This is a genomic window from Imperialibacter sp. (genome assembly GCF_040222385.1).
Classification (GTDB): Bacteria; Bacteroidota; Bacteroidia; order Cytophagales; family Cyclobacteriaceae; genus Imperialibacter.
On sequence record NZ_JAVKDF010000017.1, the window covers coordinates 251,224 to 264,840 of the forward strand.

Annotated in this window: 9 protein-coding genes; 8 read left to right on the plus strand and 1 reads right to left on the minus strand. The window is 48.2% G+C overall.

Features of this window, described 5'->3' with window-relative positions:
- Positions 1-74: 74 nt before the first annotated feature.
- Positions 75-1,451: a 3'-5' exonuclease family protein gene (locus RIG68_RS04765; protein WP_350119256.1), complete on the minus strand. Its 1,377-nt coding sequence runs from the start codon at positions 1,449-1,451 to the stop codon at positions 75-77.
- 242 nt (positions 1,452-1,693) lie between these two features.
- Between RIG68_RS04765 and RIG68_RS04770 the strand changes: the two genes are divergently transcribed.
- The 8 genes from RIG68_RS04770 to RIG68_RS04805 all read left to right on the plus strand — a co-directional run bounded on the left by RIG68_RS04770 (position 1,694) and on the right by RIG68_RS04805 (position 13,522).
- A complete protein-coding gene (locus RIG68_RS04770; protein ID WP_350119258.1) occupies positions 1,694-2,152 on the plus strand; it encodes a GbsR/MarR family transcriptional regulator in 459 nt (152 codons plus the stop codon).
- A 46-nt stretch (positions 2,153-2,198) separates the two neighbouring features.
- Positions 2,199-3,569 (plus strand): TolC family protein, encoded by a 1,371-nt coding sequence (locus RIG68_RS04775; RefSeq protein WP_350119261.1) that lies wholly within the window; start codon positions 2,199-2,201, stop codon positions 3,567-3,569.
- A gap of 16 nt (positions 3,570-3,585) precedes the next feature.
- On the plus strand, positions 3,586-4,644 hold the full coding sequence (locus tag RIG68_RS04780) for an efflux RND transporter periplasmic adaptor subunit (RefSeq protein ID WP_350119264.1): 1,059 nt from the start codon (positions 3,586-3,588) through the stop codon (positions 4,642-4,644).
- Between the two features lie 12 nt (positions 4,645-4,656).
- Positions 4,657-7,830 carry an efflux RND transporter permease subunit gene (locus RIG68_RS04785; protein WP_350119266.1) on the plus strand — a complete coding sequence of 1,058 codons (3,174 nt, stop codon included), beginning with the start codon at positions 4,657-4,659 and terminating at the stop codon, positions 7,828-7,830.
- 66 nt (positions 7,831-7,896) lie between these two features.
- Entirely contained in the window at positions 7,897-8,508 is a 612-nt protein-coding gene (locus RIG68_RS04790) for a TetR/AcrR family transcriptional regulator (RefSeq protein WP_350119269.1), read from the plus strand.
- A 71-nt stretch (positions 8,509-8,579) separates the two neighbouring features.
- Positions 8,580-11,129: a M14 family zinc carboxypeptidase gene (locus tag RIG68_RS04795; protein WP_350119272.1), complete on the plus strand. Its 2,550-nt coding sequence runs from the start codon at positions 8,580-8,582 to the stop codon at positions 11,127-11,129.
- A gap of 114 nt (positions 11,130-11,243) precedes the next feature.
- The gene (locus tag RIG68_RS04800) at positions 11,244-12,944 is read left to right on the plus strand and encodes a GMC oxidoreductase (protein ID WP_350119275.1); all 1,701 of its coding nucleotides are present in this window, start codon (positions 11,244-11,246) and stop codon (positions 12,942-12,944) included.
- Between the two features lie 11 nt (positions 12,945-12,955).
- Positions 12,956-13,522 carry a gluconate 2-dehydrogenase subunit 3 family protein gene (locus RIG68_RS04805; protein WP_350119278.1) on the plus strand — a complete coding sequence of 189 codons (567 nt, stop codon included), beginning with the start codon at positions 12,956-12,958 and terminating at the stop codon, positions 13,520-13,522.
- The last annotated feature ends 95 nt before the right edge of the window (positions 13,523-13,617 follow it).

The window sequence follows — 13,617 nt, forward strand, 5'->3', positions numbered from 1 at the left end:
AACGATCTAGATCAGAGGGGGGGTTAAAAAATTATGTGTTCGGAGGAATGGAGTGATTGAGAATAGCCCCATCCTCAATATTCAACCACCGCCTCCACCCTTTTGGTTTCCAGGTAGTGGTAAATCAGGCGGTTGACCTCTCTATTTGGTTTCTTTGGTTGAATGCAGTCCCTGATCAGGTCGGGGCTATTGCCCAGCAGGTCGGCGTCGGCATAACCAAAGCCTTTGTAGTTGCCATTTTCGATGCAAATAATTGTCTTCTCCTCCGTATGGCGGCCTTTGTCAAAAATAAAGCAGTTGGGATGCTTGAATTGCCATGAGCGCATCGCCAAAGTCGCTCGCTCATTATAAATATCACTTTCCTCCTTGCCAACGCAGGCCCCTTGACATGACTGCAAGCTATAATCAAAGCAACCCCGCTCCGGGGTCATTTGCCTTTCCAAGCCTGCAATATGAGCGCATAGCTGAAAACGTTTGACCAATCGCCTTAACACTTTCAACGATTCGTCCTCGGAGGAGCAAACCACAAATGGTTCTGCTTTCCCATCAATCTTCCCTACTTTAAAATGGATATAGCCATCGATATGGAGGTCGGCAAAAAGGCCATACCTATAGGAGTTCCGCAACTGCATCCTATTGTACACAGGCTGCACTTTCTTAATTTCCTCGCTCTCCAGCAAAAGCGCCACCAGCTCATTGCCCGTCTCTTCAAAAGTGACCGAAGCTGCTTTACTTTTCAGTTCTCTGCCTTTCAAGCCAGCCGGCTTCTTCAGGTGTTGCGTAACCCGGCTTTTGATGTTCTTGCTTTTGCCTATATAAATCACCTCACCGGCCTGGTTATGGAAGTAGTAGACGCCTGGGTTTTCTGGCAAGCTGGAAATTTCCTCCCAGGTTAGGAACTCGTTGACCTTGCCAATGCCCACTCCGGCCTCTAAAAATTTGTTGAAAACCGTTCCATTATCGGTCTGAAGCAAAATCTCAATCAGCTTTACTGTAGCGAAGGCGTCGCCTCCAGCCCTGTGCCTGTTCTCTATCTCTATACCAAGGCTCTTGCATAAGTTGCCAAGGCTGTAGCTCGATTTGCCAGGCAATATCTTCCGGCTGAGCTTAACTGTGCAAAGAGTGTCCCGCTTAAATTCATACCCCAGGCGCTTAAACTCATGCCTCACAAATCCGTAATCGAAATTAACGTTGTGTGCGACAAATATTTTGCCTTCGGTGATCTCAACAATCTTCTTTGCCACCTCAAAAAATCTGGGCGCATCTTCAACCATGTCATTGGTAATACCAGTGAGTTTGGTGATGAAGGGGGGGATATTGCACTCGGGGTTAATCAGCGTCGTAAACTCGTCTACGACCTGAGCGCCATCATGGATGTAAATGGCAATTTCCGTGATTTTAGAAAACTGCGCATTGCCCCCCGTGGTCTCAATATCTATGATGGCATACATACACTCAAATATGTGAAGTTTTTTCGGCTTTCTGAAGCTGTGGGAAAGTCAGTGGATAACAAAAGGCCGTAATAAGGCATTCCGGCCCAGGCAATTTTTTTCATTTGGCCTGTCAACCAGCGTCGTCTAAATCGTTTGCGTAATTTTTTTTGTAAAAACTGGAAACTTTCCGAAGCCTACTTCGTTTCTTTGCATATTAGTTCGTTTGAAACCGAACTAAATAAACTAAATTTTTAGCACCCATGAACGAAAAGGCCAGAGTTGATTATGTTGAGAAAGTCGGCGTGTTCTTTGAGCAGAACGGGTACCCCCCAGTGGCGGGAAGGCTCATTGGGTATCTGATGACCTCCAACGAGAAAGGAAGAACCTTTTACGAAATTCATCAATTCGTGAACGCCAGCAAAAGCTCTGTAAGTACTGCGCTCAATAAGCTTGTTGAAAAGGGATTGGTTAAATATCTGACCATTTCAGGAGACAGAAAAAGATACTTCTTTCTTGACCTTAAACCATGGATTAGTAAGACTAAAGAGAGAGCAGAGTTCTTTTCTTCATTCGCCTCACTGATCAGCGACTGCGTAGCACTCAGAGGTGACAAAGAGTCGGAATTTACCCAAGACCTGGTGAAGCTGGAAGCGTTCCACAAATACCTGGCCGAGGAAATGCCAAAGATTATTGACAAGTGGGAAAAAATGCATTTGTAAAAATTTTATATAGTTAGTTCTCTTAAAATCGAACCAAACGAATCAAATGAAAGAAATAATAATGTGTGTGGGGTTAGCAGCTGTCAGTTTGTCTGCACAACCAGTACTGGCACAAGAAGCTGCGTCGGATGGAAATTATAGCCTGCAGGAAATACTTGGGCTGGCGCTTGAGCACCATGTAGATATACGGAAAGCAGATCTCAGCATTTTGGAAGGTCAGCAAAAAGTAAGAGAGGTGAAGGCTCAAGCATTGCCACAACTCAATGGCAACGCCAACCTAACCGACAACTTATTATTGCCTGTCCTTATTTTGCCGGGTGAATTTACCGGCAATCCCGGCACGGTGTCGCAGGTTCGAATTGGTACACAATACAATTTTGCTGCCTCAGCTTCAGCGTCCCAGCAAATATTTAACCAGTCGGTGTTCACCGGACTTCAGGCAGCCAAGGCCAGCGAAGAGTTTTATGAGCTGAGCAAGTCACTTACTGAGGAGCAGGTGATTGAGCAGGTAGCCTCGCTTTACTATCAGGTGCTCATTACCCAGCATCAGTTAGAGCAGATGGAAAGTACATTACAAAAGCTGGAAGAAAATGTGAGGCTGATAGCGTTGCAGGTCGATGCGGGCTTTGTAAAGAAAACTGATTTGAGTCGCCTGAAGGTAAGTCAGACCAACCTGAGAACGCAGGCTCAGGGCATCAGCGATGGCCTGTCGCAACAAAAGAATTTACTAAAGTATTACACTGGCATTCCGCTTGAGCAGGATGTTAGTTTGGAAGGATTAAACCCAGCTGAAATGCCCGGTCAGGTTCAGTTAGCTGACAATTCGGAAGTAACTAACCTGACCTCCTACCGCCTGCTCGATGCACAGCAACACTTGTACAGCCTGGAAGAAAAAAGCTTCAAGTCGGGCTACTTCCCTACTCTGGCGCTGACAGCCCAGTATGCCTACAACGGCGTGGGCAACAACTTTGACTACTTCAAGTCGAAAGAAAACAGCACACTGAACTGGTACGACAATGCATCAATCGGGCTTCAACTGAGCATCCCTATTTTCGATGGGTTTAGAAAGGATGCCCAAATTCAACAGTCAAAAATTCATCTGCTGAAAGTACAGGAAGACAAGAGGTCAACAGAAAAAATGTTGAACCTGCAAAGAGCCAACGCTTTGAACACCATCCGAACAAGCAGAGAAAGCCTGTTTGCTCAGCAGGAAAATGTAAAACTGGCACAGGAGGTTTACAATGAAGGCCAGCAGACTTATAGCGAAGGAGTTACTTCGCTGTCAGATCTGCTAGATGCCGAGACAGCACTCACAGACGCTCAGCTAGGCTATGCATCTGCCCTTTTACAATACAGATTATCAGAACTCCAACTCCTCAAGTCAGAAGGAAATATCAAATCATTAGTCAATCAATAACACATCGACAAAGAAGATGAAAAAGATCATTATAAATATAGTAGTAGTGCTTGCCATCATTGGCGGTATTGTGTGGGTGCTGAAAGGCAACAAGGAAGAGGCCGCCGCATTAACCAGCCTGGCTCAGCAATCGAACGGCTACGTCGCCGTGAGGGTGGAAAAAGCTAAAATGGAGTCGCTGAAAGATGGCTTTGCTGCCTTCGGAAATTTTGAACCGACGAGAGAGCTAACCTTTGTTTCTGAAATTTCGGGCAGGGTAGTTTCGATCAATGCTGAGAAGGGGGACAAAATTTCTAAGTCTCAAACAATGGCAACGCTTGATCATGAGCTCCTTCAAAACGAGGTAGTTGCTACAGAAGCGGCGTTCAAAAAGATTAGAGCTGATCTTGAAAAGTACGAAAAACTAGCCGAGGGCGGTGCCATCACCTCTCAGCAACTGGAAGATGCCAAGCTTGGCTACACCAACGCTGACATAAGGCTCAAAAATGCGAAGAGGAAACTGCAAGACTCGAGCATCAAAGCGCCGTTCGCAGGCACCGTGAATGCCCGTTACATCGAAGTAGGCTCCTATCTGAACGCCGGCGCCAAAATGTTTGACATTGTTGACGTGAGCAAGCTGAAGCTGATGGTAAAGGTAACTGAAGCTCAAGTCTTTAAAATAAAGAAAGGTATGCCCGTGACTGTTTCGTCCGACATCCTTCCCAATAAGACATTTGAAGGGAAAGTGGCTTTCATTGGTGTGAAGGCAGACGCAAGCTTGAACTACCCTGTGGAAGTAGAGGTCAACAATTCAACTGAACAACTGAAAGCTGGCATGTATGCACAGGTGCAATTTGGCACAGGAGATGTGACTCCCCAGCTTACTGTAACCAGAAATGCAATCATTGGCAGTCTTGACCACGCCCAGGTGTATGTGAATGAGAGCAACAAGGCTGTGCTAAGGTCTGTGACCACTGGAAGCTCGGTGGGCGAAAGGGTAGCTATTGTAGCGGGTTTGAAAGAAGGTGAATCAGTTATCACCAGTGGTCAGATCAACCTGAGCAATGGTGATGTCATTGAAGTACTTCAAAACTAAGCACCGGCAATCATGGAAATTACCAAAATATCTATCAAAAGACCATCGTTAGTAGTGGTGCTGTTCACCATCCTGATCTTTCTGGGTGCTATCAGCTACTTCTCACTCAACTATGAGCTGATACCAAAATTCAGCCCTCCGATACTAACTGTAAGCACAGTTTATCCGGGTGCTTCTCCTTATGAAGTGGAGAACTCAGTGTCGAAAGAGCTGGAGAACACACTTTCTTCGTTGGAAAACATCGACCAGCTCCGTACCACCTCCATTGAAGGGGTATCCATCATTGTGATTCAGCTAAAAGCTGACGCAGATGTCGACCTGGCCCTGCAAGAGGCTCAGCGAAAAATCAACACCATTATGGGCAACCTGCCCGAGGACGTAAGAGCACCTGCCCTCAACAAGTTCAGCTTCGATGACCTCCCCATTATGAGAATGGGAGCCACTGCTGACATGGAGGCGACCAAGTTTTACGACGTGGTGGAAAACAGGATACAGCCAGCTCTGGCACGTATCCCCGGTGTAGCACAAATCAATATCATAGGCGGTGAAGAGCGTGAAATCAGGGTGAACATTAATCGTGAGAGACTGAATGCTTACAACCTGTCCGTCCTTCAGGTATCGCAACTTATCCAGAATGCCAACCTTGACTTTCCAACCGGAAAAATAAAGACGAATGAAGACCAGGTGCTTGTTCGTCTGGCTGGTAAATATGAGTCGTTGGATCAGATGCGCAATCTGGTGGTGACTGTGGTGGATGGTGCGCCTGTGAGGCTGAAAGACATTGCCGAAGTACAGGATACAAAGAAAGAGGCTACCATGATCACCCGGGTTGATAGGGTTAACTCGCTGGGAATTTCCATTCTTAAGCAGTCGGATGCCAACGCCGTGGAGGTAAGTCGTCTGGTGAATGCCGAAATCACCAAGCTTCAAAAAATATACGCCGGCGACAATTTGAGATTCAGTATTGCCTCCGACTCTTCTGGATACACTCTGGAAGCAGCTGATTCTGTAATACACGACTTATTTATCGCTATCATTCTCGTAGCAATTGTGATGCTGTTATTTCTTCACTCGCTGCGAAATGCCATCATCGTAATGATTGCGGTACCCCTGTCACTCATTTCGACGTTCATTGCTATCAACCTGCTGGATTATTCATTGAACCTGATGACACTACTGGCGCTTTCGCTGGTGGTAGGTATCCTGGTGGACGACGCCATTGTGGTAATTGAGAATATCTACCGCCACATGGAAATGGGGAAAAGCAGGGCCAGAGCTGCCTTTGACGGTGTGAAAGAAATCGGGTTCACCGTTGTATCGATTACCATGGTGATTGTGGTGGTGTTCTTCCCTATCGCCCTCACTTCAGGACTTATCTCTAACCTGATGAAGCAATTTTCGATAGTGGTTGTGATCTCCACATTGCTCAGCTTACTGGTTTCATTTACGGTCATCCCTCTTCTTTCCTCCAGGTTTTCAAAGCTCGAGCACCTTTCTAATAAAAACCTCTTTGGAAGATTTATCCTTGGCTTCGAAAAAGGAATTGACGGGTTTGCATCCTGGCTCAAGGGAATTCTTGTGTGGGCCCTTGGTCATAAGTTTGTCACCATCGCTGTCACTTTCGTTCTCTTTGTAGCAGCCGTAGCGCTGGTTCCGATGGGTTTCATTGGCGCTGAATTTGTCACACAAGGCGACCGTGGAGAGTTTATCGTTCAGGTGGAAATGCCAAAAGATGCCACGTTGGAACAAACAAACCTTGCCACCAGAAAAATTGAAGATCTTCTGGCAGAAAAGCCTGAGATCACCTCGCTATTCACTACTGTTGGCCAGCAGTCTACCGGTGGTGTGGGTGGATCCGCACAGGGAACAGCTTATGCTGCCGAAATTACCGTTAAGGTATTGCCCGAAGATCAGAGAGAGCACTCCAGCAATATCCTGGCTAGCTTACTTAAAAATGAGTTGGAGGCCAAAGTGCCAGAAGCCAAAATCAAGACCACACCGATTTCCATTATGGGTACGGCCAACCAGGCGCCCATCGACATCATTGTGAAAGGGCCTACCCTTGACAGTGTGATGGTGTATGCCAACAAAGTGTTGGAAGAGGTGAAGAAAGTATCCGGCACCACAGAAATGAAACTGTCGGTGGAAGCAGGTAACCCTGAAATATTTGTGGCGGTTGACCGTGACAAGATGGCGTCACTTGGTTTGTCGCTTGAGATGGTTGGTGCCACGATGCAAACAGCATTTAACGGCAACAACAATGCGAAGTTCCGTCAGGGAGAGTACGACTACGATATCAATATCAAGTTCGACGACTTCGACAGGAAGAGCATAGACGATATAAAAGCACTCAGTCTGGTCAACAATAAAGGACAGCTTATCCGGCTGGATCAATTTGCCGCCGTCAAGGAAAGTACAGGCCCGTCAAGGTTGGAAAGAAAGGACAGAATTACTTCCGTGTCTGTGCAGTCGCAAGTGATAGGTCGCCCCTCAGGTACTGTAACTGCTGAGATCAGGGAGAGATTGGCGAAACTCGATCCTCCGACGGAGGTAAGCTATGAGTTCGGTGGGGATGCGCAGAACCAGTCGGAAGCTTTCTCAAGTCTTTTGATAGCTTTCGCTTCTTCCATCCTCCTGGTGTATTTAATTCTCGTAGCGCTGTACGATAACTATGTGTATCCTTTCGTGGTGCTATTCTCCATTCCACTGGCCATGGTTGGTTCGTTGCTGGCCCTCGCTATGACACAGAACACGCTCAGTATCTTCACCATTTTGGGTATCATCATGCTCATCGGTCTCGTGGCGAAAAACGCCATTCTGGTGGTAGACTTTACGAATCACCTGAAGGAGAAGGGTATGAAAACGAAGGATGCCCTGGTTGAAGCTACCCAGGAACGTCTCAGGCCCATTCTGATGACCACCATCGCCATGGTGATTGGTATGCTTCCGATTGCTATTGCTACCGGCCCTGGTGCTGCGTGGAAAAACGGTTTGGCCTGGGCCATCATTGGTGGCTTGATCAGCTCTATGTTCCTGACCCTGGTCGTGATACCCGTGGCCTATCAAATTGTTGACAGCGTCCTGGCCAGGCTTGGGCTTGACAAAAAAGGACACGACTATGCCAAAGAACTTGACGAAAGCGAAGGCGTGGAAGAGAAACACATCGAAGAATTAATGCACGCATAAGTTTGGTTGGTGGATGGGCGGAGTTAAGGAGTTCATGGCTCCCCTCCGCCCTTATTTCTTGAATACATGGAAGCAAACGACACCAAAGAAAGAATCATCAGCTACCTGCTGGACAAATTCCTGACAGAGCCAACCAGGCTGGACACTGTCGACGAATGGGCCAGAGACCTGGGCATGTCCAAGAAGACGATCTACAAGTATTTTCCTGCAAAAGAGCATTTGCTTAGCGAGCTGTTTTCCACGATGCTGGAAAAGCAAAGACTGATGCTAACTACCATGCTGGAAGGCGAGGGCTCCTCTCTACACAAATTGCTGCTCTTCATTAACCACTTCAAAATGGTGCTTGAGAGAATCCCCGGCGGCGTCATTCTTCAGATCGAGAAGCACCACAGGGAGGTGTACAGTATCTGGGAGGCCTACAAACAAGAATTCATCGATCAGATCTTTGTCAGAATGGTGGAAGGAGGCAAGAAGGACGGACACATTCTGCCTGAAATGGACCCCTTATTTCTCTCCCGCTTCTGGGAAAACAACGTAAGAAATCTCATTCTCCAAATGCCCTATGTTTCGCTATTGCCCACCCGGACGGCATTTGACGAAATGAGAAAAATTTTCCTTCGCGGCATAGCAACCTCTGAGGGAATCGCCGAACTTGAAAGAATCGGCGCACTAAAATAACCACTCATCCCAAATAGGTTGAGGCCGTTGCAAGTCATGGTAACTTTGATATTCACCATGATACCACGGTTATGAAGCGCATTTTTCTACTACTATTTGCCATTGCCTCCACCGGGCTAGCTCAGGCCCAAAACGACTACTTCTTTCCTGAGCACAGAAACTTTGACCCCAGCATACCAAGCCCGGAGGAGTTTCTCGGCTACCCCATCGGGGAGTGGCATACTCGCCATGACAACATCGTGGCTTATATGGAAAAGCTGGCTGCCGTTTCCGACAGGGCTACTGTTCAAAATATTGGCTACACCTATGAGCACAGGGCTCAGGTGGTGCTTACCATCTCCAGCCCGGCTAATCTTGGTCGTCTCGAAGCCATCCGCACCGAGCACCTCAAGCTCACCGACCCTGCGCAGCCAATGCCCGACATCAGCAAAATTCCTGCGATCATTCACCTGGGCTACAACGTGCATGGCAATGAACCCAGCTCAGCAGAAGCTGCTCTGCTTACTGCCTATTATCTGGTGGCTTCCAATGAGCCGGAAGCCGAACAATACCGCCAAAACGGGGTGATCTTTATCGAGCCCTCGCTGAACCCAGACGGCCGTGACCGCCACGCCAACTGGGCCAACATGCACAAAGGCTTCCCGCCGGTGGCCGACCCAATCGACAGGGAGCACAACGAGGTGTGGCCCGGCGGCCGAACCAACCACTACTGGTACGACCTCAACCGTGACTGGCTGCCGCTCGCTCACGTCGAAAGCCAAAACAGAATCAAATGGCACCAAAAGTGGTACCCCAACATGGTGACCGACTTTCACGAAATGGGCACCAACAGCACCTATTTCTTCGAACCGACCAAGCCTTATGGCTCTGAGAACCCTGTGGTTGGTCGCAAAAACTACGATGTGCTGAATCCGGTCATGGCCAAGTACTTTCATGAGTCGCTGGACGGCTTAGGGTCTCTTTACTTTCTGAGGGAGCAATACGACAACTCTTATCCTGGTTACGGTGCCACCTATGCCGATATTCATGGCGGCCTCGGTGTTACTTTCGAACAAGCCAGTAGCCGTGGGCACTTGCAGCACACCTCTACAAAAGACATTACTTTTGCTTTCACAATTCGTAACCACGTGGCCACCAGCCTGGCGACTGTCAAAGGCGTGGTAAAGGAAAAAGAAACCTTCCAACGCCACATGAAGGAGTTCTTCGAAGAAAGTGTGAAGCAGGGCGCAGCCGACCCCATCAAAGCCTATGTGTTTGGAGATAACTTTGACAGCGGCAGAACCAATGCCTTTGTTGATCTTTTGCTTCAGCACCATGTAAAGGTGTATGAGAATCCAACAACTCAAACCCTGTCGGGGCAGCGTTTCGAAAGCGGAAAATCTTACCTCGTACCTACCAACCAGAAGCAGTACCGCATGGTGCGCTCTGTTTTCGAGAAGGTGAAACAATACGATGACTCTGTATTTTATGACGCCTCCACCTGGACGATGATACTGGCCTACGGGCTACCACATGCCGAAATCAAAGCCAAAGCACCTGCTCTTGGCACAGAGCTGACAGCAGTTCCAGTGGCGAAGCCAACTGTGGAAAAGGCAACCTACGCCTACATTCTTGACTGGAGAGAATATGCGGCACCAAAGGCACTTTATCATTTGCTGAAAAACGGGGTTTTTGCCAAAGTGGCTTACCAACCCTTTTCAGCCATAGTGAAGGGGGCAGAAAAAAACTACTCTTATGGCTCCATACTCGTATCTGTCGCTGATCAGAATGTAGACCCCGATAAGCTCTATACGCTGGTAAAAGAAGCCAGCGAACTTTCTGGTTTGAGCTTCGACGCCACGGCCACCGGCTACACCGACAAAGGAGTCGGGCTTGGTTCCAGGAGCTTCGAAACCGTTACGCTCCCCAAAGCGCTGATGGTCATCGGTGAGGGAATATTCCTTTATGAAGCTGGCGAAGTGTGGCATTTGCTCGACAGCAAAATCGGTATGCCCATCACAAAAGTGGACAAGGGCGACATAGGACAGGTGAGGCTCTCGGACTACAACACAGTGATTCTGGTGAACGGACGGTACAATGATGTGTCAGATAGTTTCATTGAAGATTTGAAAGCCTGGATTCGTGGTGGTGGGACACTTATTACCCAAAAAGGGGCTACCCAATGGGCGATCTCCAAAGGACTGGTGAAAGAAAAACTGGCAGAAAGTAAAGACGAAAAGACGCCAGGGAGAATGGACTATGAAGATGCCCGCAACTACTATGGTGCTCAAAGTATTGGTGGAGTGATTTTCGAAGCTGACATCGATTTAACCAACCCAATTGCCTTTGGGTATACCTCAAAGAAACTGCCGGTATACCGGAACAGCACCATCTTTATGAAACCTAGCGAAAACCCTTTCCGCACGGTGGCACAGTACACTGCCCAGCCCTGGCTGGCGGGTTTTGTCACCCCGTCTAATGTAGAAAAGGTGAAAGATTCTCCGTCGATTCTGCTCGATGGAAGCGGCCGGGGCAGAACTATTTTGTTTACCGATAACTGCAACTTCAGAGGCTACTGGTATGGCACCAACAAGCTGTTTTTGAATGCGCTGTTCTTTGGAAGCACCATTTCGGTACCTTAATTCCGGCCGTGGCCCTGATTTTAGTATGTTTTAAAAGGGTAAGCCAAAAAGATTTTCTATATTTTGAATTGATTACAACGGATACATAATATTTAAACTACACATCCTCATCTCATGAATTTGAACCTGAAAGCAAAGCAGCAAAACTCCTACGATGCGATTGTGGTGGGAACCGGAATCAGTGGTGGCTGGGCAGCCAAAGAGCTCACAGAGAAGGGACTCAAGACATTGGTGTTGGAAAGAGGCAGAATGGTGCGCCACGTTGCTGACTACCCAACGATGAACCTGAATCCCTGGGAGCTTGAAAATGGCGATAGAATTACCGCCGAAGAGCAGAAAGATTACGAGAAGCAAAACCGAACGGGCTATACGGTAAAAAACTCTACCAAGCACTGGTGGATCAAAGATACAGACCAGCCTTACTCAGAAGTAAAAAGATTTGACTGGATCAGAGGCTACCATGTTGGAGGTCGTTCCATTATGTGGGGCCGCCAAAGCTACCGCCTGGGTGATTTTGACTTTGAGGCCAACGCAAAAGACGGAATTGCAGTAGACTGGCCTATCAGGTATGCCGACATGGCACCCTGGTACGACTACGCCGAGCAATACATCGGAGTAAACGGCATTGCCGATGGCTGGATTGGCTTGCCTGACGGAAAGTACCTGCCCCCAATGGAGATGAACTGCATCGAAAAGCATGTAAAGCAGGGCATTGAAGCCAATTTCAAAGACAGGATCATGACCATGGGCCGCTCGGCCAATATTACTCAGGATCACAACGGCCGCCACAAGTGCATGTACCGTAACCTGTGTATAAGAGGATGTCCTTTCGGCGGCTACTTCAGCAGCAATGCATCAACATTGCCGGCCGCAGAAGCAACCGGCAATATGGAGCTACGCCCCAACTCCATCGTTCACTCGATGATTTACGATGAGGCAAAAGGCAAGGCCACCGGCGTAAGGGTAATCGACGCAGAAACGCTTGAGACAGTTGAGTATTTTGCCAATATCATTTTCCTCAATGCCTCTACTATCAACACCACATCTATCATGCTCAACTCCATTTCGGATCGGTTCCCTAATGGACTTGGCAACGACAGTGGCGAGCTTGGGCACAACCTGATGGATCACCATTTCCGTGTGGGTGCCAGGGCTGATTTTGATGGCTTCGAAGACGAATACTACGTGGGCAGAAGGCCCAACGGCATCTATATTCCACGTTTCAGAAACATCGGAAGCGACAAGCAGGACTACATCAGGGGCTATGGCTACCAGGGCGGTGGCAGTCGTGATGGCTGGGGCCGTGGCGTTGCGGAAATGGAAGTTGGGCCTCAACTTAAAGAAGCGATGATGACACCCGGCAAATGGGGCATGGGTCTCACTGGCTTTGGCGAAATGCTTCCTTACCATGAAAACAAAATGGTGATGAACAACGACCTGAAAGACAAGTGGGGCATGCCCACGGTCACTTTTGATTGCGAGATCAAAGAAAACGAGTTGAAAATGCGGGTGGACATGAAAGAGCAGGCCGTGGCCATGCTTGAAGCAGCCGGTTTGAAAAACGTTACACCATACGACGACGCAGGTGGGCCTGGACTGGGTATCCATGAAATGGGCACTGCCAGAATGGGGCGTGATCCGAAAACCTCAGTGCTGAACAAATGGAATCAGGTGCATGCCTGTAAAAATGTGTTCGTAACTGATGGCTCGGCTATGACTTCGGCTTCCTGTGTGAATCCATCGCTTACTTATATGGCACTGACTGCCAGAGCGGCTGACTATGCAGTGAAGGAAATGAAAAAGCAAAACCTGTAAACAGAACAACCATGAACAGAAGAGAACTAATAAAAAAGACAGCCCTTTTCATGGGAGCATCTGTTTCAGCTCCCGCCATTATGGGCATTTTGAATGGATGTACTGCGGAGCCCAGCCTCTACTGGACACCCAAGTATGTTACCAAAGAACAGGCCCTTGAACTGGAGGCCATCGCAGAAGCCATCATTCCGGCTACCGATACCCCGGGCGCCAAAGATGCCGGAGTGCCTGCTTTCATTGAAAAAATGGTGCACGAAGTGTACAAGCCGGCCGACGTGAAGAAATTCATGGATGGCCTGGCTGCTTTCAGCAAGAAGGTAGAAGACAAGGAAGGTGACCCTTTCAGTCAATTGGATGCCGCCAAGCAATTGGAAGTCATCAAAGCTGAGAACTCTGCCGCACTGAGCGGTGCGGGTGGTGGCGAAAGACCATGGTTTTTGTCGATGAAAGAGCTAACCCTGCTTGGATTCTTTACCTCAGAGATTGGTGCCACACAAGTGCTCCGCTACGAAGCGATCCCCGGCAGGTATGAAGGCTGCATTCCATTTTCGGAAGTAGGCAAAACCTGGGCGACTTAGGAATTTTGGATTGCTGATTTGAAATTTATGATTTTGGATATGGAAAGCCCGGTAAACAACTGGGCTTTCTGCATTTTTGCTGGCCGCCTATTACA